This window comes from Alteromonas sp. H39, from assembly GCF_047556435.1.
Lineage (GTDB): Bacteria > Pseudomonadota > Gammaproteobacteria > Enterobacterales > Alteromonadaceae > Alteromonas.
Genome location: NZ_CP180210.1, coordinates 2,604,611 through 2,625,850 on the forward strand (window position 1 = coordinate 2,604,611; position 21,240 = coordinate 2,625,850).

Annotated in this window: 15 protein-coding genes, 2 tRNA genes and 1 pseudogene; 7 read left to right on the forward strand and 11 right to left on the reverse strand. The window is 48.6% G+C overall.

Annotated elements, in window-relative coordinates:
* Window positions 1-57: 57 nt before the first annotated feature.
* The 6 genes and pseudogenes from ACLBLI_RS11440 to ACLBLI_RS11465 all read right to left on the reverse strand — a co-directional run bounded on the left by ACLBLI_RS11440 (window position 58) and on the right by ACLBLI_RS11465 (window position 8,293).
* Complete coding sequence (locus ACLBLI_RS11440) at window positions 58-1,050, reverse strand: two-component system response regulator (protein WP_414827741.1); 993 nt, start codon at window positions 1,048-1,050, stop codon at window positions 58-60.
* A gap of 3 nt (window positions 1,051-1,053) precedes the next feature.
* Window positions 1,054-4,368: an MHYT domain-containing protein gene (locus ACLBLI_RS11445; RefSeq protein ID WP_414827742.1), complete on the reverse strand. Its 3,315-nt coding sequence runs from the start codon at window positions 4,366-4,368 to the stop codon at window positions 1,054-1,056.
* Window positions 4,369-4,649: 281 nt separating this feature from the next.
* A tRNA-Met gene (locus tag ACLBLI_RS11450) sits at window positions 4,650-4,726 on the reverse strand.
* A gap of 112 nt (window positions 4,727-4,838) precedes the next feature.
* A tRNA-Met gene (locus ACLBLI_RS11455) sits at window positions 4,839-4,915 on the reverse strand.
* A 161-nt stretch (window positions 4,916-5,076) separates the two neighbouring features.
* Window positions 5,077-5,379 (reverse strand): 4a-hydroxytetrahydrobiopterin dehydratase, encoded by a 303-nt coding sequence (locus ACLBLI_RS11460; RefSeq protein ID WP_414827743.1) that lies wholly within the window; start codon window positions 5,377-5,379, stop codon window positions 5,077-5,079.
* A gap of 211 nt (window positions 5,380-5,590) precedes the next feature.
* Window positions 5,591-8,293, reverse strand: a pseudogene (locus tag ACLBLI_RS11465) (TonB-dependent receptor domain-containing protein).
* 414 nt (window positions 8,294-8,707) lie between these two features.
* Here ACLBLI_RS11465 and ACLBLI_RS11470 point away from each other — a divergent pair.
* Window positions 8,708-9,697: a mechanosensitive ion channel family protein gene (locus ACLBLI_RS11470; RefSeq protein WP_414827744.1), complete on the forward strand. Its 990-nt coding sequence runs from the start codon at window positions 8,708-8,710 to the stop codon at window positions 9,695-9,697.
* 27 nt (window positions 9,698-9,724) lie between these two features.
* Window positions 9,725-9,889, forward strand: coding sequence for an entericidin A/B family lipoprotein (locus tag ACLBLI_RS11475; protein WP_414827745.1), 165 nt, complete (start codon window positions 9,725-9,727; stop codon window positions 9,887-9,889).
* Between the two features lie 75 nt (window positions 9,890-9,964).
* On the opposite strand, the gene ACLBLI_RS11480 is transcribed toward ACLBLI_RS11475, so the two are convergent.
* Entirely contained in the window at window positions 9,965-10,420 is a 456-nt protein-coding gene (locus tag ACLBLI_RS11480; protein ID WP_414827746.1) for a MaoC family dehydratase, read from the reverse strand.
* A 143-nt stretch (window positions 10,421-10,563) separates the two neighbouring features.
* Between ACLBLI_RS11480 and ACLBLI_RS11485 the strand changes: the two genes are divergently transcribed.
* The 4 genes from ACLBLI_RS11485 to ACLBLI_RS11500 all read left to right on the forward strand — a co-directional run bounded on the left by ACLBLI_RS11485 (window position 10,564) and on the right by ACLBLI_RS11500 (window position 13,851).
* Window positions 10,564-11,466, forward strand: coding sequence for a LysR family transcriptional regulator (locus ACLBLI_RS11485; protein WP_218311960.1), 903 nt, complete (start codon window positions 10,564-10,566; stop codon window positions 11,464-11,466).
* Window positions 11,467-11,633: 167 nt separating this feature from the next.
* On the forward strand, window positions 11,634-12,026 hold the full coding sequence (locus tag ACLBLI_RS11490; RefSeq protein WP_414827747.1) for a DUF3718 domain-containing protein: 393 nt from the start codon (window positions 11,634-11,636) through the stop codon (window positions 12,024-12,026).
* Window positions 12,027-12,847: 821 nt separating this feature from the next.
* Window positions 12,848-13,243 carry a DUF3718 domain-containing protein gene (locus ACLBLI_RS11495; RefSeq protein ID WP_414827748.1) on the forward strand — a complete coding sequence of 132 codons (396 nt, stop codon included), beginning with the start codon at window positions 12,848-12,850 and terminating at the stop codon, window positions 13,241-13,243.
* Between the two features lie 212 nt (window positions 13,244-13,455).
* Window positions 13,456-13,851: a DUF3718 domain-containing protein gene (locus tag ACLBLI_RS11500; protein WP_414827749.1), complete on the forward strand. Its 396-nt coding sequence runs from the start codon at window positions 13,456-13,458 to the stop codon at window positions 13,849-13,851.
* Between the two features lie 80 nt (window positions 13,852-13,931).
* Here ACLBLI_RS11500 and ACLBLI_RS11505 read toward each other — a convergent pair whose 3' ends face one another.
* The 4 genes from ACLBLI_RS11505 to ACLBLI_RS11520 form a co-directional block, all read right to left on the reverse strand.
* On the reverse strand, window positions 13,932-14,792 hold the full coding sequence (locus tag ACLBLI_RS11505) for an alpha/beta fold hydrolase (protein WP_414827750.1): 861 nt from the start codon (window positions 14,790-14,792) through the stop codon (window positions 13,932-13,934).
* Window positions 14,793-14,936: 144 nt separating this feature from the next.
* Window positions 14,937-16,736 (reverse strand): acyl-CoA dehydrogenase C-terminal domain-containing protein, encoded by a 1,800-nt coding sequence (locus ACLBLI_RS11510; RefSeq protein WP_414827751.1) that lies wholly within the window; start codon window positions 16,734-16,736, stop codon window positions 14,937-14,939.
* Window positions 16,737-16,745: 9 nt separating this feature from the next.
* The gene (locus tag ACLBLI_RS11515; RefSeq protein ID WP_414827752.1) at window positions 16,746-17,927 is read right to left on the reverse strand and encodes an acetyl-CoA C-acyltransferase; all 1,182 of its coding nucleotides are present in this window, start codon (window positions 17,925-17,927) and stop codon (window positions 16,746-16,748) included.
* 5 nt (window positions 17,928-17,932) lie between these two features.
* Window positions 17,933-20,059 (reverse strand): 3-hydroxyacyl-CoA dehydrogenase NAD-binding domain-containing protein, encoded by a 2,127-nt coding sequence (locus ACLBLI_RS11520; RefSeq protein ID WP_414827753.1) that lies wholly within the window; start codon window positions 20,057-20,059, stop codon window positions 17,933-17,935.
* Window positions 20,060-20,460: 401 nt separating this feature from the next.
* Between ACLBLI_RS11520 and ACLBLI_RS11525 the strand changes: the two genes are divergently transcribed.
* Complete coding sequence (locus ACLBLI_RS11525; RefSeq protein ID WP_414827754.1) at window positions 20,461-21,225, forward strand: SDR family NAD(P)-dependent oxidoreductase; 765 nt, start codon at window positions 20,461-20,463, stop codon at window positions 21,223-21,225.
* Window positions 21,226-21,240 lie beyond the last annotated feature (15 nt).

Genomic DNA, 21,240 nt, shown 5'->3' on the forward strand with positions numbered 1-21,240 from the left:
GCGCATTATACTGCCTGAGCAGAGATTACGCAACACGCCCAAGGCAACGTGTGCAAATTAATCATCCTGCCAGCGCGCTTTAATGGCGAGAATTTGCGGCAAATTTTCTTCTAAGAGGTCAACCAGCTTCGGTTCGAAGTGTTTTCCCTTTTCTGAGCGCATCAAATCGAGCGTTTTTTCTACACTCCAGGCTTCCTTATAAGGTCGCTTGCTGGTGAGAGCATCAAAGACATCAGCGACAGCCACGATTCTGCCCTCAACCGGAATTTGCTCTCCTGACAAGCGATTCGGGTAACCGCTCCCATCCCACTTTTCGTGGTGTGTGAGCGCGACTGATTTGGCTATCATTAACAACTCGGAGTCGCAGTCACCCAGAATTTCCGCACCAATATGGGGGTGGGTTTTCATGATATCGAACTCTTCGTCGGTGAGTTTACCCGGCTTGAGCATAATGGAATCGGGAATACCGATTTTACCGATATCATGCATAGGCGCGGCGTGCAGTAATATTTCTGCAGCTGCCTCGCTGAAACCGTAGGCCAGGGCCAGGATCTTCGAGTAATGACTCATGCGCAGAACATGCATGCCCGTTTCGTTATCTTTATACTCGGCGGCCCGGCCAAGCCGTTGCACCACCTGCAGACGCGTGCGCATCAGTTCATCAGCCTGCACCAATGACAGATGGGTTTTCACCCGCGCCAATACTACCGCAGGTGAAATCGGTTTGGTGATGTAATCAACGCCGCCAACATTAAATCCTTCCGCTTCGTCGTGCTCTTCATTCAGAGCAGTCACAAAAATGACAGGTATCGCGCTGGTCACTTCATTTTGCTTGAGTCGCTGACAGACTTCGAATCCTGTCATCCCCGGCATCATTACATCCAGCAATATCAGGTTAGGATGCTGTTCACCGGCAAGTCGCAGTGCTTCTTCACCGTTTTTGGCAAACACCAGAGAATAATGTGGCCCAAGCAGTTGCTTAAGTACTCTCAGGTTCACAGGCTCATCGTCAACAAGCAAAATAGTCGGTTTGGATAACTTTCGCAGCATACTTTACTCCTGCGTCTCAGCAAGGATGGCAATGAGCGCTTTTAATTCCTGTTGTGCACGCTCAAATTCAAAATCATCAATATTTTCCAGAATAGCCTGAACGGCTTCCTGATATTGGTTAAGTGAGGCTGAAGCCAGTTTTCCCAACTCATCTTCATCCAGGCGGTTCTGCTGCACACTTTCCAGTAGCTGTCTTAAATGGCCCAACAATTCGGCTGACATCATCGTCGCTTCAGACGCAGTGGGTTGTGCTTCCGCCTGCTGACTCACCCATTTCTCCACTTCACTAATAGCGCCATTTAACGCCAGTAATAAATCTGCCGTGATCCCCAGTGAACCAGCTGCTTCTTCTAAATCTTTAGCTGCGGCCATCACGTTCCGTAAACCGAGATTACCACTAACTCCTTTCAGTCCATGGCTCAACGCTTTCTGCTCTTCTTGCTGTCCCTTTTCCATAGCCGATTGCAACGCGTTAACGGTCTTCCCTACCTGGTCAAGAAAGCGTGAGACTTCCCGCAGATGATCGCGTTCACTGCCCCAAAGCGCAGCGCCCTTTTCGCTATCCACCGCGCCCGCCCGCATGTCAGGGCTATCAGGCAAGACTGTGGTCGTAACTTCAACGTCCAAGCCAAGCACAGTGGCAATTTCCTGTGTCAGTGACGGATAATCAACTGGTTTATTTGCAAAGCCCTGCATACCCGCCTCTTCGGCGGCAAATTTGTCCTGCGCTAATACGCTGGCAGTCAGAGCCACAATAGGTAGCGCAGGTAAATCATTCTGCGCTTCATAGTCCCGTCGTAGTTTCGATGCAGTCAGGCCATCCATAACCGGCATTTGCAAGTCCATCAACACCAATTCCAGACCTGGCTGCTTCATCGCTTCCAGCGCTTCTTCGCCATTTCGTGCAACTGAAACGTCGTGTCCATCGCGTTGCAACAGTAATGTCAATAAATCCACATTCTGGGCAATGTCGTCTACTACCAGCACGTTTAAAGGCGGTAACGATGACGGCGTCGAACGTGACATCGGTGTTAACGGCGGTTCAGCGGGCGCTAATGGTAAGCGGAAGGAAAATACCGAACCTTCTCCCTGTACACTGCTGGCCTGAATGCTACCGCCCATCAATTCTACCAGCTGTTTACTAATAGTGGTGCCCAGACCTGTCCCACCATACTTGCGACTCATTGACGCATCTGCCTGAGCGAAGGGATCGAAAACTTTTTCAACCTGAGCCTCTGACATCCCTATCCCCGTATCGGAGATAATAAATGCGACGTCGTTACCTTCCGGTTTAACCTCAAGCAGAACCCGTCCCTCACTGGTAAACTTGACCGCATTTCCAATCAAATTGTTCAAGACCTGACGCAACCTTTCAGGTGCACCTCGATAGGCGGTCGCAAGTTGTTCGGACACGTCCACATCCAGTGTCAGTTGCTTACGCTTAGCTTCCAGCCAGAACGTAGAAATCACCGTATCGACTTCCTCTGTAAGCACAAAGCTTCGGTAGTCCAGCTCCAGCTTGCCTTTATCCAGTTTTGCACTATCAAGAATATCGTTAAGCAGATGCAGCAGAGAGCGTGCCGACCGGTTAATGGTTGTCATATGCTTTTGCTGCTCGGAATTCAAATCTTCATGCAGCATCAGGTCACTAAAGCCAATAATAGCATTCATAGGCGTTCTGATTTCGTGGCTCATATTTGCCAGGAAGGTGGTTCGCGCTGCTGCTGCGGCTTCCGCGACTTCCTTGGCATCTGTCAGCGCATTTTCCATCTCCCGCCTGGAGGTGATATCCATGATAAACCCGTCAAGCCATGTTGATTTGCCATCCTCACTGGTTACAAACGTGCCAGATTCGCGCAGCCAGCGAATGCTGCCGTCCTTATGGAAGATGCGGTATTCCATCTCAAAGTGACTGCGCCCCTCAGTCGCTTTTTCAATAATTTCCAAATCATCCGGGTGGTACAAATCAACGAAACTTTTGCTGGGATTTGGCACACAAAACGCGCCTGGAGGATAACCGGTAATACCCTCTACGGCATCACTAACGAACAACATAGGCCAGCCCGCATCGTCCAGACAGCGATAAGCAATTCCCGGAATATTGGAGATGAACGAACGAAACTTCGCTTCATTTTCCCTGAGCGCACGCTCCATCTCGATGCGATCACGGATATCCGCGATAAATGCGACAAAGAACTGCTGCCCACGTATTTTTGAGCTACCTACACCCACTCTGACAGGGACGCGTTCTCCGTCTTTGTTAAGTGCCTCAGCATCACGACTAATACCTACAATGTCATCTTGATTTGCAGCCTTACCCATACTGAAGAAATTCTGATCGTAAATATCCCGCCGCTCCGCCGGAATGACTTTAAGGACGGACTGCCCTACGAGATCTTCCTGCTTCCAGCCAAGGATCCGGGTTACCGCCGGGTTCATAGTTTCAACCATGCCGCGGCTGTTAACCGTCAATATCGCATCCACAGTCGTGTCCATGATTGCGCGCTGGGTGCGTTCACTCTCGATAGCTCTTGCTGTCATGTCACGGTACCGATACAACAAGCTTATGCCCAGTACCACACATATCATAATGACGGTGAAAAACGTGATCCCCGTGGCAAGATATAGAGAAATGGAAGATGGCTGCGAGGACGCCTCAAAACCTGGAGGCTTTACGAAACGGGCGGCGGCCATGCCGGTGTAATGCATGCCTGCGATAGCCAATCCCATTACGACACTGGCCAACGCATTTTTCCGTCTTTCGCTGATTCGCTTTCCGACGAATCTGGCCAGTCCGAACTTGATCCATAATGCCAGCATCGCCAACACCACGGCCACAACAATAGACAGCAAAAATAAGGGTAAGCTATAGCGCAACAGCGGTGCCATCTCCATAGCTGCCATACCGCTATAGTGCATGGCACCGATACCCGCGCCCATCAAAATGCCACTGACCGCTATATTCAGAACGGTAACCGTTGGCCTTAACAGCAATTTCAACGCCACCCAACCGGCGATAATACCGGGAAGTGCAGACAGACAGGTAATGACAAAATCGTAAGTAACGGGAGTACATAACTCAAACGCCAGCATTCCTAAGAAATGCATGCTCCAGATGCCCCCGCCCAAGGCGACACTGCCAATAGCCAGCATTGCCGGGTTTCTCTTTCTGGTGTTTGAAGCGGCCTGACTGGCTACCGTAAAGCCCATAAAAGATGTGAAAACAGCAATAGCGACTGAGAGGAATACCAGGAAGGGATCGTACCCTCCCTGTACTAATAAGGAGGTATCAGGTACCTGAAAAATCGTTTGCAACATAACGGATACTACTCGTGTTTTTTGGCCGGATACCACTGGCTGTTATTATTTTCACTATCCGCTATCTCACAATGAGCCACAACGGGAAAACGAACTTTGCGTCCTGCAAGATGATTTATCAGACAATACAATGGCAGCACATGTCAAGGCTACCCCTAAACTTTGTATAACAAAAAAACACAATGCTTTTCGTACCCGACGATTTCACATCAACCCGTATCGCAGAGAAAAATGGAAATGATAAATGCAAAAAAGCCCCAGCAATTGCTGAGGCTTTGATGTGGTTGCGGGAGCAGGATTTGAACCTACGACCTTCGGGTTATGAGCCCGACGAGCTACCAGACTGCTCCATCCCGCGTCTGAACTGATTGTGATTCACGCTTGCGTTGCGTGAGTACATAGTTAACGCATGTACTTTTTCGCAAATACTGATTGCGATGAGAAAATGTTGTTTGCCACATTTCCTGAACTGGTTGCGGGAGCAGGATTTGAACCTACGACCTTCGGGTTATGAGCCCGACGAGCTACCAGACTGCTCCATCCCGCGTCTGAACTGGTTTGAAAGACTACTGCTTACTGCCAGGTGCCTCTCAAGTGGTGCGTATTATACATAGCGTTTTGACCTTAGCAAGAGGTCTTTTCACAATTATTACGGTTTTTTGACTGCCTGTGGGTTAAACCAACAACCTGCCTGATTTTTGCACGCTATCAGCGAAACTTTTCCATTTTATCAGCCAATGTAAAATCCAGTTCACTCAGGCCATCGACATCGTGAGTTGTCAGTGTCACCTCGACACGATTATAGACGTTAAACCACTCAGGATGGTGTTTTAGCTTTTCCGCCCAAATGGCAATCTGACTCATCCAGCCAAATGCACGAATGAAACTCTTAAAGGTGAACGTTTTCGAGATACTGTCACCATCACGTGACCACTTTTCGTCGTCAGCGAGCGATGCATTCAGGGAATCCAGTGCATCCTGTATCTCAGGTTCTGATAGCTTTGATGGCATCCTACCCTCCATTTTTCAATGCTACGGTGTTATTTGTACCGTCACCGCAGGTCACTTAGATCACCATAAGGTTACGCCACGTTTCTGTTACAGGGAAGGAGTTCGCCAAAATCATTCTGCAGCCGCGGCACTGTGGGTTTACAAAAAGAAAAGCCCGGTGAATAACCGGGCTATACCTTTTCACTGTTTACCAATCTTCACTGTTTACCAATCAGAATTCGATTGCCAGCCTTGCATATAGCTGGCGCCCGCGAGGATCGTGCACTTTTGAGTCAAAGCCGCTGTTAGTAAATACCTGAGGAGGCTCTTCATCAAAGATGTTAATGCCACCTAATGTGAGAACGTAGCTTTGCTCAGTATCAAAAAATGCACCTACGTCAACGTTATATTGCGCGTCAACAGTAACGTGACTGTCAATCTCATAGAAGCCGTCTGCACAGCCCCCGAGGTTGGCGGTTCCGTCTGCACAGTTCTGATCATCGTCATACGACGAGATATATCTGACGAACACGTTTGCCGCATGGATATCGTTCGACCAGTTAACCCCCAGGTTAACTTTGAGTTCAGGAGAGGACACCCCAATATTATTGAAGTTACGACGCCCTGCTCCGTCTATGGCTCCAGCCTGAGGATCCACCAGGTCATACTTTGTCACGTAGGTAGCGTTAATTGAAGGCGTGATGAAACCCATGCCCGTCTCTATTTTATAACTACTGACAAAATCGATACCTGACGTTTCCAGCGAGCTGGCGTTGACGAACGTATTATTCACCTGAATCAGCGGGCCCGTTTCCGGATCTCCTGCGCGCACAATACGGTCAGGATCTGATGGGTCACTGTTAAGCACGGCCTGTGCATTTTCCTGAATAATCAGGTCCTCAAATTCAAAGTTCCAGTAATCGAATTCGATGGAGAGATCTCTGTAGGGTTCAAAAGACAGCCCCAGATTATAAGCGGTAGACTCCTCTGGCTTAAGGTTCTCGTTACCGGATGTGCGCACGGCAACAAACGCCTGTGCTTGCTGAATGGGGTCGACAAGCTGTTGTAAGGATGTGGAGCCCCCATTTCGTAAGAACACCGTTGGTGCCCGGAACGAAGTGGAAATCGAACCACGGAATGAGAGTGTATCGGATGCCCGATAAGAGAACGCCAGTTTGGGATCCGTCGTACTGCCAATAGTGCCGCCGTAGTCCTCGTGACGAACAGCCAGTTGCACGTCCAGATCTTCGGTTAACGGCAAAGCCAGTTCGGCAAAGATTGCCCAGACATCCAGCGATCCTTCAAAATCGGGGTTACCGATGACAAAGGTAAAACTATCCTGGTTGGCCAGTTCGTCATAATCCTGACTCAACTGCTCTTCACGGTACTGCGCCCCAAGCGCCAACGCGGCTACACCTGCATCCATTTCGAATACATCAAAAGAGGCGAAGCCTTCAATTACTTCTAAATCAGACTTTGAATCAATCACTTCTCGCGCGGTAAAAGAGTCGACCACATACTGTGAGTTCGGCGCTGTAGTGTAAGAGTTCGCAAATGGGTTGAAGTATTCACAGTCTCCTTCACCAGGAGATCCGGTCAGTGGATTACACTGAGAACCACCAAAGCCCTGAAGTGCGAGTTGAAACTCGGTATTCAATACGTCCGGGACCATAAATAAGAAGTCGTTGACTGCCCGGGTATAGCTCACTTCCCAGAAACCGTTTTCCAACTCTCCCTGTAAATTGGTGCTGAATCGAAAGGTATCTGATTCGGTGTTCGCCGGATCGCCTTCGAATCCGTTACCTTCCGCACGTCCAAAGAACGCCACGTCCTGTCCAAACGGGTTATAAGGATGTGAGGCCGGTACAATTGGCGAGGTCAGAATAGGGAAGCTGGGGGCACCGCCACGCTCAGCACGGTTTCGCGCATAGCCAAATTCAGCAGTCCAGGTAAGTGTATCGGAAAGTGCATAAGTGGCTTTTGAATACACGTTAGTGCGCGTCTCGTCTGGTACGTAGGAGTAATAAGGTCCGAAATCGAATCCACACAAACCAACTTCCAGACCCGGAATGGTTCCACTGGGCGCACGCAGGTCCGGATAACCGCCAAACTCTTCACAACCATAAGGGTCGATTATCGGTATAGCGCCTAAACCGGGAACGGTGATGAAATACGAGCCAGGATTCCCCAGCGCACTGGTATCATCCTGCGGTCGGCTTAACCTGCGATCGCTGATAAACAGTGGCGAGCGATTCGTGTAGCTAATGGCGGCCATGACATTCCCTTTATCATTGGATGCTCCCCACAAGCCTTGAAGTACATACTCTTTATTGTCGCCGTGCGCGCCGTCCTGATAATCCATCGTGACCATTGCACCGTCATAGTCGCGCTTGGTGATGAAGTTGACCACACCGGCTACCGCGTCAGAGCCGTATAAGGCAGAGGCACCGTCTTTTACCACTTCCATTCGATCAATGGCAATCATTGGTACTAACGAGCTGGTATCGACGAAGTTAAGCCCTTCATTAGTTTGCTGAGCATTTACTACCTGACGTTTATTATTCAGAAGTACCAGCGTAGAGGCCACGCCCAGGCCGCGTTAGTTGATATTGGACGTTCCGGCCGTCGCATTTTGAGTAAACGCGTCAGGGTTATTTTCAGAACCGGAGTTAATCGTCAGGGTTTGTGTTATATCGGCGATGTTTTTCGCCCCAATGGCATCTATTGCTACACTATCGACCACAGCCAGCGGCGACGGCGATTCAAAATTTTCACTGCGACGAACAAAGCTCCCCGTTACCAGAATTAGTTCCATATCTCTGGTTTGCTTTTCTTCTTGTTCTGATTCTTCCTGAGCGAAGGTAAACGTAGGATAGCTGAACAGGCTGGCGCCGATTAAAGCAGCCAGCGTGGTTTTGCGGGTATTTAGTCTCATTGTAAAGTCCCATTGTTAGCTTATCACTACCAGCTATCACACCCCTCTGCTAGCGACAGGCTTCTCTGTTCCAGTATGTGTTTTTGCTTTTCTTTTAGGTTTGATGATTTTTTCACCATCCTACTGATAGTATGTATGCCTTTGAGATTTGTAAATTTTTTGTTAGCAATAAGTTTATATAATTTACACGGATGGTCTGACCACTTGTCTGAGTGGGTATGAATATCTTGCCGCCAGCAGACGTAAAATTTACCAGTAGCCTACCGTTCAGAGCGCGCAAACAATAACAACGAGCTAACTTTCCCTTTAATTTACAAAGACTTTACTCATCGAAGGCGGGTAATTCATTAACGGTAAAAAAACGGTATGCATTTTGAAACAGCATCCTGAACCGGAAAATGAGATGGGAGAAGTATGGATTTTCCAGAGTTGGATAAATTTTACAAGCTCATCAATGAAAAGCTGGAAGGCTGGATAGAAAGCGGGATTAAACATTTGCCCAATATGGTGGTGGCAATTCTGATCGCCATCGCCTTTGGTATTCTGGCTAAAATTGTGGGCAATATCTTAGGCCGCGTCATGCGTCGGGCTTTCGAATCTAAACAAATTGCCGGCCTGCTCACTTCTATTATCAAAGCGATTATCGCGATAGCGGGTATTTTTATCGCACTTGACTTTGTCGGCCTGCAGGGAACCGTCACGTCTCTGTTAGCGGGTGCCGGTATTGTTGGATTAGCAATAGGGTTTGCATTTCAGGATATGACCGAAAACCTTATTGCGGGCATAGCCATGGGTATCAGAAAGCCTTTCCAGATTGGAGATGTTATTGAAGCAGAAGGCGTATTTGGAAAAGTTGAAGAAATCAATCTTCGGAATACGTTAGTTGAGACTTTTTATGGGCAGCTGGAAATAATTCCGAACAAGATACTGTTCAGAAACATTGTGACAAATTACAGCATTCGTGGTCATCGACGTATTGAAGTTCCCGTAGGTATCAGCTATGCCGACGACCCACAAAAAGCTGCTGACGTTATCGTGGAGGCAATAAACAAACGCGATTACGTTATTAAACAAGATGAAACCGCGGTATACGCTGCCTCTTTCGGCGACAGTGGTGTGAATCTGCTGGTGTGGTTTTGGATTGCTTACCCGGGCGATCACAGCTTCATGCAGGTGAGGCACGATGCCGTGGTCACCGTGAAAAAGGTGTTAGAAGAGAACGATATTCTTATACCGTTTCCCATTCGCACACTGGACTTCGGTGCAAAAGGCGGTGAAAAACTTAATAGCATGCTTACGGATGTCAGGGATACATCCGAAGCCAAAAACAGTAATAGCAACTCGAACAACTCCAGCGCTGACGCATCAGGAAATGATGATGGCGCTGAAGGTGAAAGCAACTAATTTGATTTAACCAAACCGGAGTGAAATATGAAATCACTAGTAAACACAAAACGCTTACGCTCACATTACACCGTTTTAGTATTCGCTTTTCTGGCCAGTCTCTTGTCTGGCTGTGCGACCATTGAAGGAGTCGGTGAAGATATTGAATCTGCCGGCGAAGCCGTAGAGGACGCCGCTGAAGACGCATCGTAAGCCAGCCCGACTGACGAATAAAAAAGCCGTGCATTGCACGGCCTTTTTAAATACGCGATGGTATAGAGTCGTAAATCAGGATGCAGGTACTTCTACCGCTAACATCAGGAACGTTCCCACTAGCGCGGGTTTATCGTTCCCCTTAATCGAGCACGTGGCTGACACGTGAAAAAGGGTTCCGGATGGCTTTGTGGTGCGTTCTGTGACTGTAAAAGCAAATTTTATCTGACTCCCTACCCTCACTGGCTCAAGAAAGCGCAGACTATCAATCCCATAATTGATAACGGAGGCAATCTTTTCGCTGCTGCCAAGTACCGAAGAAAACGCCTGGGGTAACATAGACGCTGTCATAAAACCGTGGGCAATGGTGCTTCCGAACGGGCTTTCTTTTTGACAACGTTCAACATCGACATGGATCCATTGATGATCTCCTGTAGCATCAGCAAATTGATTCACCGCATTTTGAGAAACTTCAGTCCAGTCTGACTGGATTAATTCATCACCAACCTGTAAGTCTATGAGACTTTTCATATTATTTTCTTCTGTTTATTAACACATGATAAAAATGTACTATTGATTGGTTGAATATTTCAATTAACTTTTAATAATATGAACTTATAAATAAAACGCGTACACTGTCACTGCATTAACGCTTTGCTAACGGACTGTCAGACATGAACCTGAATCGAATTGACCTGAACCTCTTTGCCGTATTCGACGCCATTTATACAGCAGGAAGTTTAACCAAAGCCGCAGATGTGCTTTGTATCACTCAACCCGCGGTCAGTAATTCGCTGGCGCGATTACGCGAAATGTTGAATGATCCCTTGTTTGTAAGAACGGGGCACAGTATGACGCCAACGCCCGTCGCGCAGAATATCATTGTACCGGCCAGGCAAGCCCTGGCGTTACTACGAAAAAGTGTACAGGAAAGCCATACTTTTGATCCGCTGACAGCAGAAAAAGCATTCAACTTTGCCAGCAGGGATTTGCTGGAAGTCAGCATCATGCCGAGGCTTATGGCCCGATTACAAAACCTCGCGCCTAACATTAGCCTGACAAACTATGAAATTAACCGGAGTCAGGTTGTTTCTGCTATGGCAAGTGGAACACTGGATTTTTTTGCAGATGCCTCAACCTTCACAGACCCACACCTGTGTAAAGAGAGGATTGCTGAAGACCGCTTCGTGGTAATGGCAAGAAAGAATCATCCAGCGTTAAAGCACGGCTTAGATGTAGACACATTTTTACGCCTGGGGCACATCAACGTGTCGCATCGCAAGTCAGGTGCTGGCCCTATTGATATTGCGCTGGATAAGATGGGCAAACGCAGAAAAGTCGCCATGCGTGGGCAGCACTTTTTGACAGTTCCCAGTACTATCGTTAAGACCGATCTTATCGCCTGCCTGCCTTATCATCTTGCCAAACACTATGATCTTGCTATTTACGAAATGCCGTTCGACATTCCGCCTGTTGAATATTACCTGTATTGGCATGTAAGCGCCGACCATGACTACGCACACATGTGGATGCGTGAGCAAATCATGGAAGTCGCTAAAGCTTACAAGCCACATTGATCGGCGTTGTAATACCGTAAAAATTATTTAGCCACAAACAGTTATCTTCACCGGGGTATAAAAAACCATACTCCGGTATCATCCAGATTATTCTTCGTTTACTTTTCATACGATTAACTTGCGTTACCGGCTGTCAGGTAAAGCCGGATTAGGTAGAGGAATTAATCATGTTGAAAAATGTTAAATACCCCCTGTTATTGTCGCTCGGCCTTAGCGTATCCCCAGTTGCTATGGCTGATGTTAATGAAGCTCTGGCAAATATCTGCACGATTGTTCAGGCTGATGACAAAGGTGAATTAAGAAAGAAAATGCGAATGGTGGAATCAGACTACCGCATGAAATTAAAAGACTATTATTCTGGCGTAAGCTGCGGTGGCAATAGTCTTATCCGCACAGCGGCATTAAACAATGCGATAGAAACAGGAACGCTGCTGGTAAAAAAAATGCCACGGGGAGACCTCTCTGCACCTGAGGCTGATGGCAAAACTATACAAGCGTGGCTGACTGAACAAGGCCTCCAGGATAGTCCACTGGCAGCGGTGATCCACGAGAGAATGTAACCGGCAGCTCATAATGTATTGACTACATTCTCAAATGACTTCACTTCAGCAATCCAAAACCCAAGAGCCGACACTACGTCGGCTTTTTGTTGCTCTCATTTTACCGGCTTGTTGGCAGCCACAGCCACCTGAGCCATGTGCGCCAATAGGCAAGGAGAATTTACACCAAAACGTCAGGTACTTTATTATCCAGAAGCCTACTCTCATATTCCCCAAAATAGCCGTTTACGTCCGTTAACGATACTGGTTCTGTAATGTGGACACGCAGCAACACGGACAATTCAGCATATACGTCCAATACCGGTTGCGCATTTTAAGTACGCTTTCATACCCTTTTTAGACAGCGTTTGATTTGGCATGTTGTCGCACAACCCCCGTTTTCATTTCAGAGACTGCGACAACGGCATGACAAGGTTTGATGACGCGCAAGCACTCGCAAAACAAATACAATAGGAAGGAAAGATTAGTCGTCCCCGATGCACTGTCGCAGGCCGCAGATTTTCCCCGACGGCCCTCTCCCCCACTGTAAAACAAGCACTATTCCATAAAATAATGACTTCAACTCGAAATGATTCTTTTTTATTCAACTTTAGTCGTATTTGCTTACCCCACTATTCCAAAAAACAACACAAGTTTATAATTCCTATATTTTACAAACACTTAAGCAAAACCCAGCGTAACGATGAGCACAGTTTTTGCACAAAAATATGGTATTAAATAAAATACCATTGTATGCGATGGGTTATTTTTTCACATAATCATTTGTACTTGAATGGATATCGAACAGACAAACACAAACCATTAACCGAAGGAACTTAACCATGTTGAAAATAGTTAAAACTTCTATCGTTATCGCAGCATCTACTCTGGCATTTTCTAACGCAGCCCACGCGGATATCAATGACGCGCTGGCGAATATATGCAACATTGTGCAAGCTGATGATAAAGGCGAGTTACGCAAAAAAATGCGTCGCGTTCAATCAGATTACCGTCTGAAGCTTCACGATTATTACACTGGTATTTCTTGTAACGGCAACAGCCTTATTCGTTCTGCTATTGAGAATAATGCCGTAGAAGTGGGCACCTTGCTGGTGAAAAAAATGCCCAGCCGTGATCTTCAGGAGCCGGAAGCAGACGGTAAGACACTACAGGCGTGGATCGCTGAACAAGGTCATCAGTCAAGCCCCATTGCTGCTGAGTTGAAAGACCGCATTTAATCAATCTCCTTTTTCACACCATGTGACGCTGTTTCAACATGGTTGCGGAGTCCGCCTCCGCACTCGTGGCCCCTAACGGGGCCACACCTTTCCCCTCTGAATGTATAAACCCTCATACCTTAGTATGAACCTGTTTATAGCCTGAATAACCATCTTCCGGTTTAATTCGCGTCGTTAAGTCATGAGGTATGACTTTGTCGAGGATTATTACCATGTTGAAAATTGCGAAAATCTCTTTATTGGCCGCTACGCTGGGCCTGGGCTACACCACTACCGCTTCCGCCGATGTTTCTTCTGCGCTGGCTAACATCTGCACTATCGTGCAGGCTGATGATAAAGGCGAGCTACGCAAGAAAATGCGTGACGTTGAAAACGATTACCGCCTGAAACTTAAAGATTACTACACCGGCATAAGCTGTGATGGGAACAGTCTGATCCGTACTGCGCTGCTAAACAACGCTGTTGAGTCAGGCACAATGCTTATCAAAAAGATGCCTAAAACCGATTTGAATACGCCGGAAGCAGACGGTAAAACGCTTCAGGTATGGATTGATGAAAAAGGCCTGCAGGCTAACCCAATTGCACAGGCACTGTCAGAGCGTATTTAATTGACCTGTTAGCTAACCATGCTGAACACTTTCAACATGGTATGTGGGTAACACCACACCTCAGGCGCCCCCCGGGGCGCCTATTTTATTTCTTCTCCAATTCGCGCAGCTACCCAATCAGGGAATTCCCGGTGAAGCCAGTGGCTGGCGTCGTCATGATACTCCAGAGTCAGGTTTGGCACCCACTTCGACAAATTCTCCGTTACCTGCAGACAAAACGCCGTATCTTTCTTTCCCCATAACAACTTTGTCGGTTGTGAAATACGAATGTTTGGTATGTGTAATGTGACAGTATCATCTTTTGCAGGAACTGGCTGTGGAAGCATGCGGTAGTACGCCAGCATCGCGTGTAAGCGTCCGGGTAATGACCAGGTTGATTTGAGTTTTTCGATGTAACCATCATCAGGCGCGCGAGAACGCAACATATACGTGAGTAATGCATAGTCTGAGTCGGCGAGCCTTTTCGCTGCATCAGGTTCTGTCAGCGTATGGATATACGCACTTTTCTCACGCTGCTCAATATTGTTCTGTAGTTCACGGGAAAATGCACCGGGATGAGCGGCATTAAGGATCACAAGCCGCGTAATCAGTTGCGGGTGAAACGCTGCCAGCGGCCAGGCAATCACTCCGCCCCAATCGTGGCTCACTAGCGTAACAGGCTCCCCCCCTGCCACCTGCGCGATAAACGCAGACATGCGGGATACCAAAGCAGGAACGGCATAATCACTGTCGTTTTCCAATGGCTCAGAGTTTGCGTACCCTGGCAGGTCCGGAGCGATAATGGTCGCCGACGCTGGCAACTGCGCTATAACACCTTCCCAGGCAAAGCCTGCTTCAGGAAAACCATGCAGCAACACGCAAACCGGCGCATTGGGTTCACTGGCCGGTCTGAACAAATAGGACAATACCTTTCCGTCAATCGTGCATTTCTTACGCTCCACAACCTTCTCCTTTGATATTCCAGTGTTGCTGGTTCTCAATTAATGCAGACATGTCAACGCTCAGCGTCGGCTCCCTGCCAATAACTAATAAGCCGGAAATATAAAAAAGCCGGGAAGATCCCGGCTTTCTCGTATTTTTCGCAATTACTCTACCTGAAACATAGCTTCCGACATGCTCATTAGATTATCGGAACCAGACTGCATGGCCGATACCAGTGAGCGGGTACGGGTTAACAAACGGTCGAAGTAAAACTGGGCGGTATGAAGCTTGGCCTGATAGTAGTCAGTTTCCGTGCTGCCCTCATCAAGCTTTTGCTGTGCGACAACCGCCATTTTCAACCAGAAATAGCCAACGGTAACGTAGCCGGAATACATCAGGTAATCTACCGATGCGGCTCCCAGTTCATCAGGGTTTGTCGCAGCAGACTTTCCAATATCCTGGGTAATTTGCAACCACTCATCCAGATGAGATGTCAGCGCGTTTGTCCACACACTAAACTTGGTATTTGCGCGCAAGCTGTCGCAATACTGACGAACTTCCTGTGCAAACACGTTAAGCAATTCGCCTTTCGATCCCATGATTTTGCGCGCAAGCAAATCAATGGCCTGGATGCCGGTGGTGCCTTCGTACATGGTACAAATACGGGTATCGCGAGCCAGTTGCTCCATCCCCCACTCTGAAATGTAACCGTGACCACCGTAAACCTGCATACCGTAACTGGTCGTTTCCTGGGCGGTTTCCGTCAAAAATGCTTTAACGATCGGTGTCAGCAGCGCAAGCTTCGCTTCAGCCAGCTGTTTGGCTGTATCATCGCTGCCATAAAGGGTTTCATCTACCAGCTTCATGCAGTAACAGGCCATCGCGCGGTTACCTTCGGCAAACGCCTTCTGCGTTAACAGCATACGTCTTACATCCGGATGCACGATGATCGGATCCGCAGGAGCATCAGGTTTTTTACGTCCGGTCAGAGAACGGAACTGCAGACGATCTTTCGCATAACGCAATGCGCCCTGGAACGCCGCCTCAGATGCCGCCAGCCCCTCGAGCCCCGTGCCGATACGCGCCATGTTCATAAAGGTAAACATGCACGCCAGTCCACGGTTCTCTTCGCCAATCAGGTAGCCTTTCGCACCGTCAAAGTTAATCACACAGGTGGCGCTGGCCTTAATCCCCATTTTGTGCTCGATACTGCCGCAGGACACGGCGTTGCGATCTTCAATTTCGCCGTCTTCCGATACGTTAAACTTCGGTACAACAAATAAGGAGATCCCTTTCGTGCCTTCAGGCGCGTCAGGCGTTCTGGCAATAACGATATGAACAATATTGTCTGACATGTCGTGCTCGCCGGCAGAAATGAAAATTTTCGTTCCTGTCAGGCGATAGCTACCATCTTCTGCAGGCTCCGCTCGACATTTCAACATGCCAAGATCTGAACCACAGTGCGCTTCGGTAAGGCACATGGTCCCAGTCCAGCTACCTTCTATCAATTTTGGCAAGAAGCGCTGTTTCTGCTCATCACTGCCGTGCGCTTTCAGGGTTTTAATACAGCCCTGACTTAAACCCGGATACATCGCCCAGGAGTGGTTAGCGCCAGAGAACCATTCTGCCAGCGTTGTTCCCAACGAGTACGGCAGCGCCTGACCACCAAATTCTTCCGGATGTGCCAGGCCAGGCCAACCACCTTCAACATACTGCTTGTAAGCTTCTTTAAAACCCGACGGCGTGGTGACTACACCATCATCAAACTTACAGCCTTCTTTATCGCCACTGGCGTTGATAGGCGCCAGACTGTTTTCAGCAAACTTCGCTGCTTCTGAAAAAATGGCTGATACGAGATCTTCAGACACATCGTCAAACCCAAGTTTGGCGTAATGAGACTGAAAGTCGAAGAGTTCGTGAGTGACGAACATCGCGTCGCGCACGGGAGCTTTATAATCTTGCATAATGAGTACCTATAGGACTTCAAACAGACCGGCCGCGCCCATACCGCCGCCGATACACATGGTGCAAACAACAAATTTTGCACCACGACGTTTACCTTCAATCAGCGCATGTCCCACCATTCTCGCCCCACTCATACCGTAGGGGTGACCGATGGAAATAGCACCACCATTTACATTCATCAATTCGTTAGGAATGCCCAGTTTGTCGCGGCAGTAAAGTACCTGCACCGCAAACGCTTCATTGAGCTCCCACAACCCGATGTCGTCCATGGTCAGACCGTGTTGTTTAAGCAATTTGGGGATGGCAAAAACCGGCCCAATCCCCATCTCGTCTGGCTCACACCCAGCAACCGCAATACCACGATATAATCCCAGTGGCGTAGCGTTGGAACCGGCTGCAGTATGGTCATCCATAATCACGCAGGCACTGGCGCCGTCAGACAGCTGACTGGCATTACCGGCAGTAATACAGCCGCCATCGATTACCGGGTTCAGTGAGTTAAGTCCTTCCAGAGTGGTTTCCGGACGATTACCTTCATCTTTCGATAACGTCACTTCCTGTTCGCTGGTTTCACCGGTTTCTTTATCCACGATCACCTTGTTAGTGGTGATCGGCACAATTTCATCATTGAACAAACCCGCTTCCTGAGCAGCAGCCGTTCGCATCTGGCTCTGATAGCCGTATTCATCCTGCACATCACGACTGATGTTGTATCGTTTTGCGACCACTTCTGCGGTTTGCAGCATGGGCATATAGACATCTTTGTGTTTGGCAATTAACGCTGGGTCTGCTGCGCGGAAGGTGTTCATATTTTTATTCTGCACCAGCGAGATGGAGTCCAGGCCGCCGGCAACCATAACATCCGCTTCACCGCATCGAATATGCTTGGCTGCCGTCGCGATGGCATACATGCCTGAACTGCACTGTCTGTCCAGGGTCATACCGGCTACAGACACCGGCAAATCACCTGCCAGGGCAGCCAGTCTACCGATATTCATGCCGCCACTGCCCTGCGTCAGCGCACAGCCCATAATGACATCATCAATTTTTGCAGGATCCACACCTGCGCGTGCGACCGCATTGCGTATCGCGTGCCCCCCCAGCGACGGTGCCGGCAGGTTGTTAAGCGCGCCTTTATAGGCACGTCCAATTGGGGTTCTCGCAGTACTAACAATAATTGCATCACGCATAAGAGTTATCCTTTTTTCTGCAGGTCGGAAAATTTGCCGTTTTTGCCTGCTAATTCAGTCACAAGCTTGCTTGGTTGTAGCCAGGTTTGTCCGTATTCGCCCAGCTTGTCACGGTATTCACACAGTTTGTCATGAAGCGTTTTCACACCCAGTTCGTCGGCAAACTTCATCGGACCGCCGCGATATACCGGGAAGCCATAGCCGTAAACGTAAATCACATCGATATCACTGGGCTTGGCTGCAATACCTTCTTCAAGTATGCGGGCGCCTTCATTGATAAGCGTGTACATACAGCGCACCAAAACTTCTTCGTCACTGATGTCATCGCGCTGGGTAACCCCCAGACGCTCAGCTTCTTCGGATGCAATTTTCAATACTTGCGGATCCGGCACCGGTTTCCGGCTTCCCTCTTCATACAGGTAAACCCCCTTGCCACACTTGAGACCCACACGGCCCTGCTCAACCAGACGGTTGGCGACTGCGCCATAGGTAGGGTCGTGTGCAATATGCTCCTGGCGTGACTGGCGCACGTAGTAACCAATATCCAGACCTGCCATGTCGCCCATAGTGAAAGGCCCCATCGGCATACCGAAATCTGTCATGACTTTATCCACCTGTTCAGGTGAAGCCCCTTCCAGTAACAACCGGTTAGCCTCGCGGCCATAGGGCTCAATCATACGGTTACCCACAAACCCGAAACATACCCCCACCAGCACAGCAACTTTGCGAATACGCTTGGCCATTTTCATGCAGGATTTAATAACTTCCGGCGCGGTATCATCGGTTTTCACCACTTCCAGCAGTTTCATCACATTGGCAGGTGAGAAGAAGTGCAGGCCTATAACATCGCTGGGGCGTGATGTCGCAGTAGCGATTTCGTTAATATCCAGCGTAGAGGTATTCGATGCCAGAATAGCACCGGGTTTACACACTTCATCAAGTGCCTGAAAAACGGTTTTCTTCACTTCCATTTTTTCAAACACGGCTTCGATCACCAGATCGGCATCAGAAAGATCAGCGTAAGACGTGGTGCCGGTTAGCAATGCCATTCGGTCTTCCACATCCTGTGCAGTCAGTTTGCCTTTTTTTGCCGAGTTCTCGTAGTTACGTCGAATAAGTGCCAGACCTTTTTCCAGCGCCTCTTCTTTAAGTTCAAGCATGGTGACCGGAATACCGGCATTGGCGAAGTTCATGGCGATGCCCCCGCCCATGGTTCCTGCACCAATCACCGCGACCTTATTGATATCTCGCTCCGGCGTGGACTTGTCGAAGTCAGTCACATGCCCGGCCGCACGCTCTGCGAAGAAAAAGTGTTGTTGTGCACGGGCTTGCGGTGTGTTCATGCATTGCATAAACAATTCGCGCTCTGTTTCCAGCCCTTTTTCGAATGGTTGAGTGTAAGCGGCATACACACAGTCGATACATTTTTCAGGGGCAAAGAAGCCTTTGGCTGTTTTGGCTACCTGTGCTCTCGTCTGTTCAAACACCGTTTTGGTAGTGTCATCCAGTTCAATCTGAATGTCACAGGTACGTTTGATGCCATTTTCAGGCGTAAGCGAAGCCAGGTAATCTGATACGTCGCCCGACAAATCCTCTGCTGAATCTGAAATGACATCGAATACGCCTTTCAGGGAGGTAACCGGTTGCGGCTTACCACTAACTATCATGCCTAGCGCCGTTGCGGCATCGGTAAGTCGTGGCAGGCGTTGAGTACCACCAGCACCGGGAAGAATACCGAGATTCACTTCCGGGAGGCCGACTTTATTGCCTTTTACCGTAATTCGGTGATGACAGGACAAAGCAACTTCAAGGCCACCGCCAAAGGCTGGGCCGGGAAGTACGGCAATGACAGGTTTGGTTGCCTGTTCAATCGTATTCAGTACCTCAGGCAGTGCAGGCGAAAGGTTGCCGCCCTTAAACTCACTGATATCTGCACCGCCTGAGAAAAGTGGTAGCGCAGACGTGATCACAATCGCGTTTACGCTGTCATCACTCAGAGCCTGGTTAACACCATCCTGAAGCCCGACTCTGACGGCCTGGGACAGAGCATTGACCGGGCCGCTTTTCATCGTAATTGTGGCGACATTGCCGCTAACCTGATAATCCACTACGGTGTTATCTGAACCTGTCATATCTTTATCCTTTCATTGCGATATGACCGGATGGTAGGTCAGCCTCTCCAATCATCCAAGTTTATTGGTCTTATAGTAATTTATCACAATTTTGAATACTAAGAGCAATGACGCGAATATGCTCATATTCTGGCGCTTTCCATATAGCACGGATGCTACAGGCAAATTGACAGAACTGTGCCGCTCTGTTTTTGTTATCAAGCGAGACAGGTCATTTACATATACGTTACAACACATCCCTGTTCAAACTGGTGCTGGTACCGTTACCGTATTTACGCGAATTCAGAAAATTGAGGGTGGCGTTGTTTGCGGACAAAACCGTTCATGCACTGGTCCTGTTTCGTGCAAACCAGCAGCAGGATTAACTTGCTGAGCCCATAATTAACAATAAGGAGTCAATAATGGATCCGCTACTCGACTTTACAGGCAAAACCGCACTGATTACCGGTGCTGCCAGTGGCTTTGGCAAGCTGTTGAGCGAAGGACTGGCAAACCGCGGCTGTAAGCTGGTGCTTAGTGATATAGACGCTACCGGTCTGCAAGAGACTGCCACTGCATTACAAGAAACTACAGAGGTATATACACTTTCTGGCGATGTCAGCGATGAAAGTCACGCCGCCGCGCTGGTTAATCTGGCCATGGACAGTTTTGGACAGCTGGATATCGCTGTCAATAATGCCGGTATCGCACATACCCCTGGCCCACTTCATGAAATGACCGAAGCGATTATTGACCGTCAAATGGCGGTAAACCTCAAAGGTGTAATGTTTGGCATGAAGTACCAGTTGCAGGCTATGCTGTCAAAAGGGGAAGGTCATATACTAAATGTCAGCTCGCTGGCCGGTTTGGGCGGCGCACCTAAGGGAGGCGCTTATGCAGCAGCTAAGCATGCTGTGGCAGGCGTAACCCGCACAGGAGCCATTGAATACGGCAGGCGCAATATCAGAGTCAATGCGATTTGTCCTTTTTATAGCCCGACCAATATTTTGAATGTAGACGGCTACAATACTCAGGAGGCCAGATCACAGCTGGCAGCAGGTTGCCCAATGAAACGCCTGGGTGAGCCCCAGGAAATCGTTAATACCATGCTGCTTATCTTGTCACCACTTAACAGTTATATGAACGGACAAACGATCGCTGTGGATGGCGGTGTCACCGCATGGTAGTAAGTCATTGATTTT